The organism is Thermoanaerobacter ethanolicus JW 200 (assembly GCF_003722315.1).
GTDB classification, from domain to species: Bacteria; Bacillota; Thermoanaerobacteria; order Thermoanaerobacterales; family Thermoanaerobacteraceae; genus Thermoanaerobacter; species Thermoanaerobacter ethanolicus.
Genome location: NZ_CP033580.1, coordinates 1,333,168 through 1,349,818 on the forward strand (window position 1 = coordinate 1,333,168; position 16,651 = coordinate 1,349,818).

13 protein-coding genes, 1 pseudogene and 1 other annotated feature are annotated in these 16,651 nt (G+C 34.4%); of the genes and pseudogenes, 10 read left to right on the top strand and 4 right to left on the bottom strand.

Going from position 1 to position 16,651, the window contains the following annotated elements:
• Window positions 1-436: 436 nt before the first annotated feature.
• The 6 genes from EB239_RS06545 to ltrA all read left to right on the top strand — a co-directional run bounded on the left by EB239_RS06545 (window position 437) and on the right by ltrA (window position 6,173).
• Window positions 437-712 (top strand): Blp family class II bacteriocin, encoded by a 276-nt coding sequence (locus EB239_RS06545; protein WP_003870883.1) that lies wholly within the window; start codon window positions 437-439, stop codon window positions 710-712.
• 1,059 nt (window positions 713-1,771) lie between these two features.
• Complete coding sequence (locus tag EB239_RS06555; RefSeq protein ID WP_208638268.1) at window positions 1,772-1,993, top strand: class IIb bacteriocin, lactobin A/cerein 7B family; 222 nt, start codon at window positions 1,772-1,774, stop codon at window positions 1,991-1,993.
• Between the two features lie 39 nt (window positions 1,994-2,032).
• Entirely contained in the window at window positions 2,033-2,212 is a 180-nt protein-coding gene (locus tag EB239_RS06560; RefSeq protein WP_003870880.1) for a class IIb bacteriocin, lactobin A/cerein 7B family, read from the top strand.
• Window positions 2,213-2,299: 87 nt separating this feature from the next.
• Window positions 2,300-2,449, top strand: coding sequence for a hypothetical protein (locus EB239_RS14620; RefSeq protein WP_003870879.1), 150 nt, complete (start codon window positions 2,300-2,302; stop codon window positions 2,447-2,449).
• A 603-nt stretch (window positions 2,450-3,052) separates the two neighbouring features.
• Window positions 3,053-4,165, top strand: coding sequence for a peptidase domain-containing ABC transporter (locus EB239_RS06570; RefSeq protein WP_003870877.1), 1,113 nt, complete (start codon window positions 3,053-3,055; stop codon window positions 4,163-4,165).
• A 673-nt stretch (window positions 4,166-4,838) separates the two neighbouring features.
• Window positions 4,839-6,173 (top strand): group II intron reverse transcriptase/maturase, encoded by a 1,335-nt coding sequence (gene ltrA / locus EB239_RS06575; protein WP_003870876.1) that lies wholly within the window; start codon window positions 4,839-4,841, stop codon window positions 6,171-6,173.
• Between the two features lie 156 nt (window positions 6,174-6,329).
• Here ltrA and EB239_RS06580 read toward each other — a convergent pair whose 3' ends face one another.
• The 4 genes from EB239_RS06580 to EB239_RS06595 all read right to left on the bottom strand — a co-directional run bounded on the left by EB239_RS06580 (window position 6,330) and on the right by EB239_RS06595 (window position 11,103).
• The gene (locus EB239_RS06580; RefSeq protein WP_129545116.1) at window positions 6,330-7,130 is read right to left on the bottom strand and encodes an ExeA family protein; all 801 of its coding nucleotides are present in this window, start codon (window positions 7,128-7,130) and stop codon (window positions 6,330-6,332) included.
• Window positions 7,131-7,651: 521 nt separating this feature from the next.
• Window positions 7,652-8,935 carry an IS110 family RNA-guided transposase gene (locus EB239_RS06585; RefSeq protein ID WP_003869362.1) on the bottom strand — a complete coding sequence of 428 codons (1,284 nt, stop codon included), beginning with the start codon at window positions 8,933-8,935 and terminating at the stop codon, window positions 7,652-7,654.
• Window positions 8,936-9,068: 133 nt separating this feature from the next.
• The gene (locus EB239_RS06590) at window positions 9,069-10,385 is read right to left on the bottom strand and encodes a DDE-type integrase/transposase/recombinase (RefSeq protein WP_129545117.1); all 1,317 of its coding nucleotides are present in this window, start codon (window positions 10,383-10,385) and stop codon (window positions 9,069-9,071) included.
• A gap of 136 nt (window positions 10,386-10,521) precedes the next feature.
• Entirely contained in the window at window positions 10,522-11,103 is a 582-nt protein-coding gene (locus EB239_RS06595) for a DUF6431 domain-containing protein (RefSeq protein WP_003871690.1), read from the bottom strand.
• Between the two features lie 147 nt (window positions 11,104-11,250).
• On the opposite strand from EB239_RS06595, the pseudogene EB239_RS06600 reads away from it, so the two are divergent.
• The 4 genes and pseudogenes from EB239_RS06600 to EB239_RS06615 all read left to right on the top strand — a co-directional run.
• Window positions 11,251-11,616, top strand: a pseudogene (locus EB239_RS06600) (ISLre2 family transposase); the annotation flags it as partial.
• 246 nt (window positions 11,617-11,862) lie between these two features.
• Window positions 11,863-12,064 (top strand) — a binding site (T-box leader).
• 41 nt (window positions 12,065-12,105) lie between these two features.
• Window positions 12,106-14,745 carry a valine--tRNA ligase gene (locus EB239_RS06605; protein WP_003870336.1) on the top strand — a complete coding sequence of 880 codons (2,640 nt, stop codon included), beginning with the start codon at window positions 12,106-12,108 and terminating at the stop codon, window positions 14,743-14,745.
• A gap of 17 nt (window positions 14,746-14,762) precedes the next feature.
• The gene (locus tag EB239_RS06610; RefSeq protein ID WP_003870335.1) at window positions 14,763-15,299 is read left to right on the top strand and encodes a GNAT family N-acetyltransferase; all 537 of its coding nucleotides are present in this window, start codon (window positions 14,763-14,765) and stop codon (window positions 15,297-15,299) included.
• A gap of 28 nt (window positions 15,300-15,327) precedes the next feature.
• Window positions 15,328-16,617: a bifunctional folylpolyglutamate synthase/dihydrofolate synthase gene (locus EB239_RS06615; protein ID WP_003870334.1), complete on the top strand. Its 1,290-nt coding sequence runs from the start codon at window positions 15,328-15,330 to the stop codon at window positions 16,615-16,617.
• Window positions 16,618-16,651 lie beyond the last annotated feature (34 nt).

The following is a 16,651-nucleotide window of genomic DNA, read 5'->3' on the forward strand; positions in this document are numbered from 1 at the left end:
ATTCGACAAATGGGAGGGGAAATCCTACATAAAAGATAAAAAATTCAAGAGTGATAGGAAAAAAGTATGTCTGTAGAATGGCTTAAATTAAGGCTTCTGAATTTTGCACAAGTCTATAGAGTAAAAACTTAGAAGGTGATATAAATGCATAAAAATGAAAGCTAGCCAGTGTTGTTGAGGAAATCAGCTCTAGTTGCATTTTTCTGTAGTTTTGATTAAAGAACGTGAAAACTACAGAAAAATGTAGTAGACAACGAAAAAAATTTTATGCTAAATTAAAGGCAGGATATAGAAATGGATGTGAGTTTAGGAAAAATCAAGAAAGAAAAGCGAGTTTCTTACATATATCGTAAGTGATAAAAAATTTGCCATGCATGGCAGGTTAAAATAGATGAAAATCGGCCGATTTGAATTACAAGAGAAAGGAGGAAAGTAGATGGAGGCTGTAATACCAATGAATAAATTTATGGAATTGACAGAAGAAGATTTGATGGTTGTTGACGGCGGTGGACCAATGCTTGCTGCATATCCTGTTGATTGGAAAGGTTTATATAATGAGGTAGTTGGTGGGTTTCTAGGTGGAGCAGCTGGTGCTATAGCAACTGGTAATATAGAAAAAGCATTGGTATCAGGAATAGGGGGTGCAGTTGCTGGTGGAGTTAAATATTATGTTAAAAACCCATGGCCAACATACTTTTTCATGATATATTGAAGCTTTGCTTATAAAATTTTGTTAAAACTAAATATATCCATAACTATGTTATTTTAATTATATTAAAAAACTCCATGTAGTGAGAATAAGTATGAGGGTAATTACGTTAAATTCTCACTACATGGAGTTATCATTAAATAAATTAAAAATGTTAGTTGAAAAATATGTAAGTTTTTACTCAAAGATTCTTGCTTAAATTTTTTCTTGTTTTGTTTAGGATATTTATAAATAAGATTATGAGAGAAAATTTTTTATTTTGTTTAAGATACATTAAATTATTATTGTAATTTTAATTTTTGATATTATTAAAGGGATAATAAAAAATAAGTTAAAAAGGGGAATAAAATACTATGAAAAATTTAAGTTATACAAATTCTTTTATTTTTGGTATGATTGTTGGGCTAGTTTCAGCTTTGTTAACAGAAAATATGAATTTTTATTCACGATTGATAGTGTCAATATTAGTTGGGTTAAGTATAGGTATTGTGTATAGAATTGTATACAATTTTTATTGGAGGCAAAAAAAGTCAAAATAAAAAAGTTAAGTCTATATAATTAAAACTTGAATTCGGCAAGTGAATTTATAAAATACCCAAATAGAGCCATTTGAGGGCTAAATTAAGCGAAAATTTTTTACAAAGAATATATGGAGATTTCTCTTTTTCCTGATAAAATTTAATGTTAACTAACCATGCTTAACAAAGCACAACCATGGATGAAAATCTATTTTCGCATTAAAATATATGGAAAATAGAGTAATTCCTATAATAGTTAGGAATAGTAAGTACATTGTCTGGAAGGAAAATAAACAATAACCCTACATTTTCTTTAGTTTAGATTAAAGGACGTAAAAACTACATAAAAATGTAGTAGACAACGAAAAAAATTTTATGCTAAATTTAAGGTAGGATATAGAAATGGATATAAGTTTAGGAAAAATCAAGAAAGAAAAGCGAGTTTCTTACATATATCGTAAGTGATGAAAAATTTGCCATGGATGGCAGGTTAAAATAGATGAAAATCGGCCGATTTGAATTACAAAAGAAAGGAAGGGAAAAGATGGAAGTTGTAATCAAAAATAGAAATTTTGATTTAGGTAATTTTTCTGAAAGAGGATTACAAGATATAACATCTGAGCAAGAACTTCAAGAAATAAATGGAGGTGCTTTGCCAATTCTTGCAGTGGCTGGGGCAGTAGCAGCAGTAGGAGGAGTAGTTTATCTAGGAATTCAAATTGGTGAATATGTAGGAAAAGCTATTTATTATGCTACACATCCATGATTTAAGCTATAATAAAAGTGAGAGGAGGTATAATAAAAAATGGAATTAATGAATGTTGTTGGGTTTAATGAAATTTCTGAAAATGAATTGTATGATATTAACGGTGGAATAGCTCCTGTAGTTATAGCAGGTATTATAGTAGGGGGAGCTTTTGTGATAGGCTTAGGTATAGGAGCTTATGTAGGATATAAAGAAGCAGAAAGAGCAGATAGAAAATAGAAAGGTAGCACCTGTCAAGGGTAAAGGCTTTGTCCCAGCTAGCGCTGGCCCTTGACAGAACCAATAGAAATTATGGAGGTAAAATAAATGGATGGTGTCAATTTTTTGATGGAAAAATTAAATAATTTTCCTGTAATTAAGGTTTCTTTGTTATTTATAATAGTTGCTCTTGTAGTATTAATCGGAATAAAAATAGGAGAAATAGTAGGAAAATTTGTATATTATATGCTACACTAGATGTTTTAATAGCACAGTTAGTTGGGAAAGCACAATAATGTGGTGAAAGTATATACTTTCACCACATTATTTCAGTTTGTTGACAAAGTTAAAAAATATTCAAAGGAGATATTTTGCATCGTCGCTCCGATGTTCCAAAGCGACAAAACTAAAGCTCGACCTTTGGGCTCCGGCAGGGTACCTACGTCAGGTGGCATCCATGCCTTAAGGTGCCCGCCTCCGCCCTCCTTGGCTTCGGCCCTGCCTCCACCCTCGGTCTTGCTAAGTTTCCCGGCACTCAAGTAAGAAAGTTTATAAAGCAAAAATAGAAAAGACAAGCATACTTACTTGAGTGCCGGGCCGCTTTGTAACAAGTCGCTCCTTATGCAAAATATCTCCTTTACGAAAGTTTGTCTACAGTCTGCAATAATGTGGTGAAAGTATATACTTTCACCACATTATTTAAAAGTTAAGGTAAAGGTATATAGTAGATATGATTAGTAACAAGTATTTAGGATTTGCAACATCAAAAATTATGAATTATATAAAGTTTCCTAAAAAAAGAAAAAATAACAAGACAGGTTTACTAATTAAGCTAAATAGAAGAGTAAAAGGTGAGATATTATGAACATATTTAAGCGCTATGTATGCATTAAACAACATGACATAAAAGATTGTGGTGCTGCTTGTCTTGCGACGATATCGAAACAGTATGGATTAAAAATACCAATATCGAAAATAAGAGAAGCTGCAGGAACAGATAAACAGGGCACAAGTGCATATGGGTTAATAAAAGCAGCAGAAAAACTTGGTTTTACAGCTAAAGGAGTTAGAGCAAACAAACCCGAAGATATTTTTAATGAATTTCCGCTTCCTGCAATAGCCCATGTGATTATTGACGGGAGATTACTTCATTATGTGGTAATACATAAGATAACAAAAAAAGAATTAATTATTGCTGACCCTGCAAAGGGAATCGTAAGATATACTCCTGAAGAATTTTTTAAAATATGGACAGGCGTACTCATTCTTATGGTGCCAACGGTTCAATTTAAAAAGGGTGATGAGACGCAAGGACTATTTTCAAGATTCTTTGCATTATTAAAACCTCAAAAAAGACTGATAGTACACATATTTTTTGTATCCCTAATATTTACTGTCTTAGGAATTATAGGCTCATTTTATTTTAAATTCTTAATGGATTCTATACTTCCAAATGGATTAGTTAAAACTCTTAATATGCTCTCAATAGGAATTATTGTATTATATATTTTTAAAGTTTTATTAAACGCCTTTAGAACGCAGTTACTTCTATATTTAAGCCAAAACATTGATATACCATTGATGCTTGGATACTACAACCATGTCATTGAATTGCCTATGAATTTCTTTGATACGCGGAAAGTAGGAGAAATAATATCTCGTTTTAATGATGCGGCAAGAATAAGGGAGGCTATATCAGGAGCGACGCTTACCATAATGATAGATACATTAATGGTTATAGTAGGTGGTGCTATATTATACAGTCAAAATCATATGTTATTTGGTATAACTCTTATTCCTGTTGTTTTATATGCTATTATTGTCTGGGTATTTAACAATTCTTTAAAAAGCATAAATAGAACAATGATGGAAAATAACGCAAAACTAACATCTTATCTTGTAGAATCATTAAACGGGATTGAAACTGTAAAAGCATTCAATGGTGCGCCACGTTCGGCTATAACTTTATCCTGACAAGATGAAGGAAAAGCCGACATGCCAATAATGGCATGATAACTGACTCACCGAATTCTGGAGGCGAAACCCCTCCAGCCGTGCAGAGCTGACATCAATGAAGGCATGTCAAAGCCTGAGATGGCACGAGTGCTAATACTCCTGCATGCATCAACATACTGCTATATGCTGATGTACGAAGCCAGGTGAAGACGTACCCTGAAAATCCTAAACCATTGTGTGGCATGGATGAGTATAGGGGCGGGCATCCAGTCCCATGGAGACGCAAGAAAGGCACGCCTGAAGCTCCGTTAGCTTTTGCCGCTGAAAAGCGGAGACGATGGGAATCAAATGCAGTACTCATTGATTACTGCATTTGCATGAGCCTGAAATGACTCATGATAGCCGGTGAACAACTATAGCTCAAACGCCGGTGTAAATTCCCCGGAGTAGAGTGCCCTCCTAAAGGACGATAAAGGATAGGTGAGTCGGAACGTGGGAGAGCCTGTATGTGGAATGTAGCAGCATAATGAAACATACAGGAAGTCGGAGGTGTCATAGTAGTAATGACGTACTGTAACATAAACAGTACAGAACGAAGGACACCAGACGATTAGCTCTGTAATAATTCCCAAACCACCTTGGTAAGTCCCTGAAATATGGGTAACGTACCATGAGAAAGGAGTGATGTCTCATGTATATAAACGGCAAGGTGGAAAATGAAACGCAACTCAAAGAAAAGCTAGATTTTATATATGCAAAAAGTAAAGAAGGCAGAAGTTTCCATGGACTATGGGAATTAGCATTCAACCCAGTAACGATTGTTACAGCAATACACAATATCAAAAGTAACAAAGGAGCAAAAACTTCTGGTATCGACGAACAAAACATTGACTACTATCTACAACTGCCGTACGAAGAACTGATCGAATTAGTTATCAAAACAGCAAAAAACTATCACCATAAACCAGTCAGAAGAATCTATATACCAAAATCAAACGGTAAAATGAGACCATTAGGTATCCCCACAATGCTTGACAGAATAACACAAGAATGTATAAGAATAATAATTGAACCAATAGTAGAAGCAAAATTTTATCCACACAGCTACGGATTTCGCCCTTACAGAGCAACCAAACATGCCATAGTGCAAATAATAAATTATATAAACTCAGCTAAAAATGATATCCCTAAATATGTAATTGAAGGAGACATCAGAGGCTGTTTTGATAACATAAACCACCGAATACTACTGCAAAAGTGCTATAGAATAGGAATACACGACAAAAGAATCCTGGCTCTAATCAAGCAAATGCTCAAAGCAGGCTACATTGAAAATGACCTACACCATTTAACCGAGCTAGGTACTCCTCAAGGAGCTATAATATCGCCAATACTTGCAAATATCTACCTCAATAACTTTGACTGGACGATTGGAAAAATGTATCAACAACCAGAACAAAAATGTAAGAAAATAGAAAAAGACAGAGAAAGACTCAAAAGAAGTGGAATACAGCCCAAATACCTAATAAGATATGCAGATGATTGGGTGATAATGACCACAACAGAAAAAGAAGCGCAGAGGCTACTAAAATACCTTAAAAAATACTTCAGATACAAACTTAAACTTGAATTATCTGAAGATAAAACAGTAATTACAGATATAACACAGAAACCTATTAAATTTCTAGGCTTTCTAATAAAAGCAGATTATAAAAGAAAAACTCCCAATGACCCGAAACCAAATAAATTAATAGGAAAATCATACCCAGATCCTGAAAAAGTCAAGAAACAAATCAAGGAAATCAGTAAAGAAATCCACAAATTAAAAGAAATACCCGAAGATATAGATAAAGCCATACAAATAGAGAAGATTAATACAATGATAATCGGAATAGCTGAATACTGGAAAACAAGTATCTGCTCAAACACCTTCAACTATATTGATGATAAAATCAACAAAAGTGCCTTCATGTCAATTCTCAAATTAAATCTCCAAAGATTTTCAAATTATAATGGCATTTTTTAAGTGCATAAAAGTATTTTTTCTCAAATTATCACAGCCTGATTAAAAATTTTTTTCACTTTTTAAGAGCATTACCGCCAAAATATGTTAATATCTGTTATTGGCAATTTGAATTAATTGATGTATAATAAAAAATGAGAGTAGCGAAAGCTACTACTCTCACAAACTGATTTCATTTTGTGCCTGGTATATTACTTCTTCATCTATTTCTCTTAGCCTTTTAGAATACGCATAGAGAAGAGAAGCTGTTACCAGGTTATTTATTATCCTTGGGAGCCCTTTTGTTAGAGAATATATTGCTTCATATGCTGATGGTGTAAATATATCATCCACCACTCCGGCTATTTTCATTCTTGTTTTTATATAATCTTGAATTTCTTCTTTTTTTAGCCCTTGCATCACATACTTTATAGAAATTCTTTGCCTTAGTGCACTGTTTACATTCAAGGCTAGTTTGTTTCTTATGTGTGGTTGTCCTGAAAGTATCAATATATACGGGTTTTGAGAATCCATATTAAAGTTAAATATTATTCTCAAATCTTCAAGAACATCATTAGAAACCAGTTGTATTTCATCTAATATTATGACAGGAGTTATCTTCTGGCTATAGTAAAGTTCTGTTATCGCTCTTTGTATCTGGTGAAAGAGCGTTACTTTTTTGTATGAGGGTGTTTCGCCTAAAATCATAGCCAATGCTTGATAGAATTCTCTCACTGTGAGTGTAGATAGAGCAAAGTAACATGGTTTAAATGTAGAACGGTTGAGGCTTTCAGCATATCTTCTTAATGCGGTAGATTTGCCTGAACCGGCCTCCCCAACGATAAGTCCTATACCCCTTGTTTCTTGTAAATATTTTAGCCTGGCATTTAATTCAGCAATGTCTTCACTTATGTAAAGGTCGTTTACACTTATCTCTTTAGAAAATGGATTAAATTTCATTCCAAAATATTGGGTAAACATTGTAAACACCTCCCTCTATTATCTTTTATTTTCTCTTAATATCTTAGTTTTTCTTTAATTTTCTCATCACAACAAGAGCATCTCATGGCTTATATTATCATTTCTTACTTATCTAACCATTAAATAGGTAAGTTTAATAAACCTCATATCCTATTTCCATATTATGGCGGGATAGCTCCACTTATCTCATGGGGTTTACCCTCCCATGTCTTACTGGATCTTAGTCCTTAATTCCTTCGTTCTACCTGCCATGAGGTGGATGTCATTTCTGCTCCATTGCAGGGTCTTTGCCCGTATGGTGATTATTCTTGTATGACAATTCCCGCTCTTGTTGTCAATATACCATCTTGACTAGTTGTTTTTGTTTTATTCCTTACTTTACCTTTTATGTCACGTCGTTCACACTTTCGTTTTCCCTAAAAATTAATTCTTCTTAAGGGTCAGCTTTTTAGATGTGAGTAATTTAAAGCTGAAGAGAAGATGATTAACCCTTAATTGATTTGATAGTATGTTAGCACTTTTTATGCAGCTTCCTGTAAGGCTGGCCTCTTTATGTCCTTCATCATCTTGATTGGGTCATATTTTACTCCTTTTTTTAATATGACATAAAATACCCTTATCAGTTTGTTGCACAATACTATTAGTGATTGCTTCTTTTTTAGCGGGTTTTGCGCTCTGGTAGTGTAATATTTGTGTAGTTCACGAAACTCTTCGTTTTTTGCAACCAAGGCCATTACTGCATTAAATAGTACTCTCCTCAATCGCTTCCTCCCTCTTTTACTTATTGTCGTTTCTCCTTTATGTTTACCAGAGCTATTCTCTACTAGGTTTAATCCTCCTAGTTTTTGTATCTGTTTTGGATGTTCATATTTCTCAATATCTCCTACTTCTGCAATAAAACCTGCTACTGTATTTACTCCTATCCCTTTGATTTCTAGTAGTTCTTTAACCCCTGGTATCTCAACTATTAATTCTTCTATCTTCTTCTCTATTTCTTCAATTTGTTTTTTGAGAAATTCGTATTGTTCAATGAGAGTCTTTATCTCGTATTCCGCCATCTTTATGCCCTGCTTCTTCCCTATGCTCTCCTTAGCAGTTTCTATCAGCTTTATAGCCCTTTTTTCTCCTACCCCTCTTTGTACTTCTTTCTTCCATATCGATATTATTTCTTCAGCACTCTTTTTTGCTATCTTCTCAGGCGTTGGAAATTCTCTTAATGTGATAAGTGCTGCTTTCCCTTCCCAGTCTGAAAATACGGTGTTAAACTCCGGAAAGTATATGTCCATCCATCTTGTTATTTGATTTTTTGTCATCCCTATTTGTTTGTTCAACCTGTCTTTTATGTCCATCGCTACCCTTAATTCTGCATATACTCCTTCAGGTATTGTCGGCTCTACATATCTCCCATCTTTTACTAGCATTGCTATTGTTTTTGGGTCTTTTTTATCGCTTTTTGTGGGAGAATTGTCATCTAATTCTTTGCTCCTCTTTACATGAAATGGATTAACCAATACTACCTTTATGTTATTGTCTTTAAGGTATTGGGCAAAACATAGCCAATATTGCCCTGTCGGTTCTATCCCTACTATTAGTTTGTTTTTCTTATGTCTCTCCATCAACTCTTTTGCCCATCTAAAAAATTTTGTCATACCTTCTCTATTGTTTTCAAATCTTAGGTATTTCCCATATTCTACTCCTCTGTAGTCAAATGCTCTGGCATAATGGCTTTCTTTTGCTATGTCTACTCCCGCAATTAATGTGTCTTCTGTTACTTGCAAAATCTTTTCATTTTGTGTATACTTCATTTTAGGTACCTCCTGTTTATTTTGATAATTCGAGGTAAGTTCTAGAACTTACACTCTGTATTTTATCAGGAGGTACTTATTTTTTCAAAGTTCATTCTTCCTTATTTTTTATTCATTACAGGAATGCTCTTTTTTAATCAATGATATCGTTAAAGGATATCACTGTGTGTTTAATAAAATCAACTAACTCTTCATTTCTACTTACAGCATTTTTGTTTTGGGTGTATCCTATGGGAATTTTAGCATTATCATGAAAATTTACCTTATACGCTTCCCCCACTTTTTTGCCTTCATGAAAAAGTAGAAGAGGTGTATTATCCTTAAGCCACTGCGGGTCATATCTGACTTCTAAGCGCATACCTTTAAACTTTTCTTCTGTTTCATAAAGTATATTTTCCACTTTAAGTGTAGCATCTTTGTTTACTTTACGATTTACTCTTATGAGAAAACATTCATTCAACATATCTATGTCTTTACACATATTTACCCTTGATATTTGAGACATGAAAAAATCTAAAGGACTCATGCCAATACTGCTGTGTTCTTTTCGGTTGTAATCATCCTCCAGCCATTTAAAAAACATCATATTGAGCTCATCTATACTCTTTATGGATGTAGGATCTATTGTGCTTAAAAATCTCATTCTCACCGTATGAAAGAATCTTTCTATTTTTCCTTTTGAATGAGGTGAAAAGGGCTCAGCATGAATAAGAGATGTACCTAGTGAGGCACAGATATACTCCAATTGAGTGCTTCTATATATCTTTCCATTGTCAGTGTAGAGCATTTTGGGTATTCCCCTTCTTAGCACTGCTTCTTTAAATGAGTCTCTTAAAGCTAAAAAATTCTGGGTATAGTAAAAGTGAGCATAGGTACACAGCCTGGAAGCATCATCTATATATGCAATAAGGTACGTTTGTCTCTTTGTTTTACCTTCTTTAATATATGGCCCATACATGACATCAGTCTGCCACAGTTCATTGATGAATTCATGGGAAAACCTCTTTGTTTTACCCTCTTTTTCTTTATCTAAAGATTTTACAGGAATGTTTTTCAAAAACCTATAGAATGTCGAAAGGGATACTTTATCCGGTGATATTATTCCTTCTCCTATCAATGTCTCATAAAGAAGTTTGTTTGGCATTTCAGGATGTTCAAGCTTCTTTTGCTTTATTCTCTCTGAAAGTTCAAAGTCTATCTTTCTGTATTTGCCTCTGTCGCTTCGATAACCCGGCTTTAACGCTTCTATACCGCCTCTTAAATACTGATATAGCCACCCTCTAAGTGTCTTGGGAGTATATCTTCTCATTCCAAGATAAGGTATCTCAATAGGTTTATCGGAAAGAGCATCAAAATATTCTTTCTGATTTTTTACCTGTCCGTTTAGCACCGGACTTATCAGTGAAAATCTCTTTAATGCTATAGCTTCTCTTGCTTTTTCATCAAGCATTTATATGTTCCCCCTTCACTTTTTTGATTTCTTAATCGTAATTTTAGCTCATACCTGGGGGACATTAAAGGAAAAAGTTATGTTGCTAAGAAAAAATCAAAATTTTTATTTAAATCTTTCAGGTTTAATGCTAAAATTATGTGAGAGAGGCCAGAAATGATTTTTGGCAATGAGCATAAAACCGTTGGGAGAAGAGTGGTACAATGCTTATTATGTCCAAAATCTCTCTGGCCCTCTCTCTTTGTGAGTCAGTCTTAGATAACTTTATGTAAGGGTTTATTTGCCTTAATCCGTATATGATAAAACTTAAATTATTCATTATCCTTTTGGTGTAAAAATATATATGCTGTCTTGAAAATAGTATGGTAGGGAAGTTTCTTTTTAAGTCACTTATGAAAGAACTGAGAGTTTTTTCTCTGAGAAGTGTCTCTTTTAAAGACTTTACAATCATATTGAAAGAATACTGAAAATGAGGAATACAGAAATCAGGAAGGTAGGAAAGAGTCCTTTTGCACACAGGGCATATATATCTTCTTATGGCTATTTTTACACAGTTAAGTCCGTCTAAATAATAGCGGTAATAAAACCCGTGCTTTTTTAGTTTTACTCTACACTTGCAATCGGGATAAGGACATCTATCTGGTGGGGCAGGGAAATTGTAATCTTTACCTTTATGTAAATATTCTTCAATGTTATCAACATGGAAAACTATTTGCATAAGTAACCTCTCCAATTAAAACTAATGCTAAAGGAATCTGAAAAAAATTTATCAAATTCCTTTAGCATTAATTTTATCACAAGATTATTTAATCTGAAAAATTTTATCGGTTTTGGGCTGAATTAATTTGAGAAATGACAAAAAGGTTCTGAAGGAGCGGAAAGATTAGGAGCCATAGAAGGCCAAGTTCAGCATAACATAGCAAGACGTATGAAACGGCTTGGAGCTAGGTGGACAGAAGAAGGTGGAGACAGGATGAGTAGGATATTATCAGAAAAAGCGAATGGCAGATTAGAAGACTATACAATGCAGTGGCATTTAAAACAAGAAGAAATAAAAAAGATAATGCAGCCGACAAAGCAGGAGAAAAAAAGAAAATACGCGGAAGAAGACATAGAAGAATGGTTAAGAGTTTCATTACCGATACTGAAAGGTCCAGTTGCGAGCAAGCCATGGATAAAATACGTTTTAAAGGAATTAACACGAGCAAATGGATTAGCAGTAGGTATTTGAGGAGTAAACAATTCTAGTATATATTTTACATTAAAAAAGCAAAAAAGAAAGCGGATATTTATGATTTGTTGAAGTAATAATTTAACATAATTAGCAATATATATAAACTACTAATTTTAAACTCCTAGATTTTTAACGGTGAGGTCAGTTATAAAAATTTTTTACCTACAAAATCTTGACACAGACTTATGGAAATTGGCTGTTGACAATTGGTGAGATTTTATATATATTATATATCAAATAGAATATGAGGCTATGAAAGAGAGGAGTAAGGGTATACTGGCTAAAGAGAGGGATATCCCATGGGCTGAAAGGATTCCCGCCAAGGGTACACTGAAGGTAGCTCTGGAGCCTGTAAACCGAAGTTGAGTAGGTTTAAACGGGTCTGCCCGTTATAGCTTGAGTGATAAATAAAGGTGGTACCGCGAAATGCCCTTTCGCCCTTTGTGGGTGAAAGGGTTTTAAAATTTTACGGAGGGAGTGTAAGGCATGAAAGAGATAGCTAAAACCTACAATCCAAAGGAATTTGAAGATAGAATTTATGCTTTTTGGATGGAAAAAGGATATTTTACTCCTAAAATAGACCCTGAAAAACAGCCATTTACCATTGTTATACCGCCTCCAAACATAACAGGGCAATTACATATGGGACATGCACTTGACAATACTTTGCAGGACATATTGATAAGATGGAAAAGAATGCAGGGTTATGCAGTTTTGTGGATACCTGGCTCAGACCATGCCAGCATTGCGACGGAGATAAAAGTTTTAGACACGATAAGAGAAGAAACGGGGCTTACAAAGAAAGAAATAGGAAGAGAAGAGTTTTTGAAAAGGGCATGGGCATGGAAGGACAAATACGAAAACCGTATTTTAAGCCAATTAAAAAAGTTGGGTTCTTCTTGTGATTGGACAAGGACACGCTTTACTATGGATGAAGTATGTTCAAGGGCGGTAAGAGAAGTTTTTGTTTCACTCTATGAAAAAGGGCTCATATACAGAGGTGATAGGATAATAAATTGGTGCCCAGACTGCAACACTGCTTTATCTGATGCGGAAGTGGAACATAAAGAGCAAAAAGGGCATTTGTGGTACATCAAATACCCCATAAAAGGTGAAGATGGATATGTAGTTATAGCTACTACAAGGCCAGAGACGATGCTGGGGGATGTAGCAGTTGCTGTAAATCCTGATGATGAAAGGTATAAGGATGTGGTAGGTAAGACTTTGATACTGCCACTTGTAGGAAGGGAGATACCTGTAATTGCTGACAGCTACGTTGATCCTTCATTTGGAACTGGTGCTGTTAAAGTGACGCCTGCTCACGATCCAAATGACTTTGAGATGGGGACAAGACACAATCTTCCATTTATCAACATAATGAATGAGAATGCGATAATCAATGAAAATGGAGGAAAATATAAAGGTCTTGATAGGTATGAGGCGAGAGAAAAGATAGTAGAAGACCTCAAAAATCTCGGACTACTTCTAAAAGTTGAAGACCACGTTCACAATGTGGGACATTGTTACAGGTGCGATACGGTAGTTGAACCTCTACTTTCCAAGCAGTGGTTTGTAAAGATGGAGCCTTTAGCGAAACCTGCTTTAGAAGTTGTAAAAGAAGGAAAAATTAAGTTTGTGCCAGAACGGTTTGAAAAAATATACATTAATTGGTTAGAAAACATAAAGGATTGGTGTATTTCAAGGCAATTATGGTGGGGACACAGAATTCCTGCCTGGTATTGTGATGACTGTGGTCATATAACTGTATCGCGTAAAGACCCGGAAAAATGTGAAGCTTGTGGAAGTACCAACATACATCAAGACGAAGATGTATTAGATACTTGGTTTAGTTCTGCACTTTGGCCTTTCTCTACTATGGGTTGGCCAGAAGAAACAGAAGATTTAAGATATTTCTATCCGACAGATGTACTTGTTACGGGATATGACATAATTTTCTTCTGGGTTGCAAGAATGATTTTTATGAGTTTGGAATTTATGAAAGAAGTACCATTTAAGCATGTTTTGATACATGGTTTAGTCAGGGATGCTCAAGGTAGAAAAATGAGCAAATCTCTTGGCAATGGAATAGACCCGTTAGAGGTTATTGAAAAGTATGGAGCAGACACTTTAAGGTTTACATTAGTCATAGGAAATGCTCCAGGAAACGATATGAGGTTTAGTCAAGATAAAGTTGAACTCAGCAGAAACTTTGCAAATAAATTGTGGAACGCTTCAAGATATGTGTTGCTGAATTTAACTGATAATGATACTAATCTTTATACAGAGGGGTTAACTATTGCTGATAAGTGGATTTTGACAAGGTATAACAATATAGTAAAAGAAGTGACAGAGAATTTAGAAAAATTTGAGTTAGGAATAGCTGCGACAAAACTTTATGACTTTGTGTGGAGCGAATTTTGCGATTGGTATATAGAACTTAGTAAACCTGTGTTATACAGTGATAACCTTGAAGCTAAAAAGGTTACAAAGTCTGTTTTAAGATATGTGCTTGATAATACTTTGAGGCTTTTGCACCCCTTTATGCCTTTTATAACTGAAGAAATATGGCAGAATTTACCTCATGAGGGCGAGAGCATAATGATTGCTGAATGGCCGAAATACAAAGAAGAACTGGATTTCACTGAAGAAGCGAAAAATGCTGAGATTATAATGGAAGCTATTAGGACCATTAGAAATTTAAGAGCAGAAGCAAATGTTTCCCCTTCTAAAAAAGCAAAAGTTATTGTGACTGTTGAAAATGAAAATTATGTAAAGATGTTTGAAGTGGGTACAAATTATATAATGAAACTTGCAGGTGCTAGCGAAGTTGTAATTGAAACAGATAAAAGTAAAATTCCTCATAAAGCTTTGAGTGGAGCAATAGAAGGAGGATTGGTGGTACTTCCACTTGAAGATTTAATAGACTTAGAAGAAGAGATAAAGAGGCTTAATGAAGAAAGACAAAAAGTGATAAGCGAAATTGAAAGAGCACAAGGGCTTTTAAATAATGAAAATTTCGTTAAAAAAGCGCCAGAAAAAGTAGTCAGTGCTGAAAGAGAGAAATTAGAAAAATATACTACGATGCTTAAAAACATAGAGGAAAGACTTAAGTTATTAAAGAGTTAACCTCTAGGGGGATTTGTATGTTATCTTTGTTTAAAAGGCCCAAAAAAGAGTCTCAACTGGTTATAAGAGAGGCTAAGGTAAAAGATGCGAGGGGGATAATAAAGCTTTTAAACAGTGTTGGAAGAGAAAAATTGTATATGGTGTCAGAGACATTTAATTGGTCTGAGGAGGAAGAAAAACAGCTTATTAAAAATTTAGACCGCAACAAAGATTTGATCCTAGTGGCAGACTACGGTGGTGAAATCGTAGGCTGCCTTACTCTCTTTCGTTATTATGGAGGAAGGTCTCCTAAAGTACAACATGTAGGAGAAATAGGTATAAGTATAGACGCTCGATTTAGGAATATAGGAATCGGAACAAAGTTGTTTACGGAAGCTATTAATTGGGCAAAAAGCAAAGGCTATGAAAAACTTTGCCTCAGTGTTTTTAGTACCAATGAAGTAGCAATACACCTTTATAAGAAATTTGGTTTTGAAGAAGAGGGTAGAAGAAAAAAACAGTTTAAAATTGGTGATGAATACGTAGATGAGGTTTTGATGGGATTGTTTTTGTAAAATCCGTTTATATGGGAGATGGGCTTAAATGAACTATGAAGAAGCAATTAGCTACATACATGGTACATACAAATTTGGCATAAAGTTGGGATTAGAAAATATAAGAAGATTATTAAATTATATGGGGAATCCTCAAAAAAACCTTAAAATTATCCACGTTGCTGGTACAAATGGAAAAGGCTCTACATCAGCTTTTATAAGCAACATTTTGCAGCAGGCTGGATATAAAGTAGCTTTATATACTTCTCCCTACCTCGAAGAATTTGAAGAGAGAATGAGAATAAATGGAGAAAATATTTCCAAGGAAAAGTTGATTTATTATGTTGAATATATAAAGCCTATAATATCTCGTATGGTGGAGGAAGGATACAATCATCCGACGGAATTTGAAGTGGTAACTGCAATTGCTTTTAAATATTTTTATGATGAAAAAGTGGATTTTGTAGTTTTAGAGGTAGGACTTGGAGGTAGATTTGACGCAACAAATGCTATTGATTTTTCATTAGTTTCTGTTATAACCACTATTGATTATGACCATACAGACAGATTGGGACATACTTTAGGAGAGATTGCATATGAAAAGGCAGGCATTATCAAGCGAAATGGAGTGGTGGTAAGTTTTTATCAACAGCCAGAAGCATTGAAAGTCATCATAGAAGCATGTGAGGTAAGAAATGCTTATTTGACTGTACTTGAAAAAAGTAACGTAATTATAAAAGAACAAAACCCTGATTTTCAGATTTTTGACTACAAAAAATACAAGGACTTAAAAATTACTTTATTGGGAGAACATCAGATTTACAATGCTGCTTTGGCGATTGAGAGCGTAGAAAAATTGAAAATGTATGGATACGAAATCACAGAAAAAGATATAAGGGAAGGGCTTTACAGGGCAAAATGGCCTGGAAGATTGGAAGTAATGAGAAAAAAACCCTACGTAGTAATAGACGGTGCTCACAATCCTCAAGGAATGACTGTTTTGAAAGAGTCTCTAAAATTATTTAAATATGATAAATTGATTTTAGTAATTGGAATGCTTAAAGACAAAGATACACAGAAGATGTTGGATATAATTGTGCCAGAGGCAGATATTATAATAACAACCACCCCAATAAGTGAAAGAGCTTATAAGGCAAGTGAACTTGCAGAGCGGATAGAAAAAGAAAAAGTGATTGCGATTGAAAATATTGAAGAAGCGGTAAAATACGCCCTGGATATAGCTAAGGAAGAGGATATGGTACTTTTTTGTGGTTCATTGTACATGATTGGTTATGTGAGGCCTATGCTTAAAAAGGTAATAATTAAGACATATTTTTAATATAATGTAAGGTGTAAAGGCCGTAATGAGAAGG

Excerpts from the sequence above, each read along its gene's own strand:
- EB239_RS06615 (WP_003870334.1), top strand. The coding sequence starts at position 15,328 with ATGAACTATGAAGAAGCAATTAGCTACATACATGGTACATACAAATTT.
- EB239_RS06545 (WP_003870883.1), top strand. The coding sequence starts at position 437 with ATGGAGGCTGTAATACCAATGAATAAATTTATGGAATTGACAGAAGAA.
- EB239_RS06560 (WP_003870880.1), top strand. The coding sequence starts at position 2,033 with ATGGAATTAATGAATGTTGTTGGGTTTAATGAAATTTCTGAAAATGAA.
- EB239_RS06580 (WP_129545116.1), bottom strand. The coding sequence starts at position 7,130 with ATGTTTACCCAATATTTTGGAATGAAATTTAATCCATTTTCTAAAGAG.
- EB239_RS14620 (WP_003870879.1), top strand. The coding sequence starts at position 2,300 with ATGGATGGTGTCAATTTTTTGATGGAAAAATTAAATAATTTTCCTGTA.
- EB239_RS06590 (WP_129545117.1), bottom strand. The coding sequence starts at position 10,385 with ATGCTTGATGAAAAAGCAAGAGAAGCTATAGCATTAAAGAGATTTTCA.
- EB239_RS06610 (WP_003870335.1), top strand. The coding sequence starts at position 14,763 with ATGTTATCTTTGTTTAAAAGGCCCAAAAAAGAGTCTCAACTGGTTATA.
- EB239_RS06570 (WP_003870877.1), top strand. The coding sequence starts at position 3,053 with ATGAACATATTTAAGCGCTATGTATGCATTAAACAACATGACATAAAA.
- EB239_RS06595 (WP_003871690.1), bottom strand. The coding sequence starts at position 11,103 with ATGCAAATAGTTTTCCATGTTGATAACATTGAAGAATATTTACATAAA.
- EB239_RS06605 (WP_003870336.1), top strand. The coding sequence starts at position 12,106 with ATGAAAGAGATAGCTAAAACCTACAATCCAAAGGAATTTGAAGATAGA.
- ltrA (WP_003870876.1), top strand. The coding sequence starts at position 4,839 with ATGTATATAAACGGCAAGGTGGAAAATGAAACGCAACTCAAAGAAAAG.
- EB239_RS06555 (WP_208638268.1), top strand. The coding sequence starts at position 1,772 with ATGGAAGTTGTAATCAAAAATAGAAATTTTGATTTAGGTAATTTTTCT.
- EB239_RS06585 (WP_003869362.1), bottom strand. The coding sequence starts at position 8,935 with ATGAAGTATACACAAAATGAAAAGATTTTGCAAGTAACAGAAGACACA.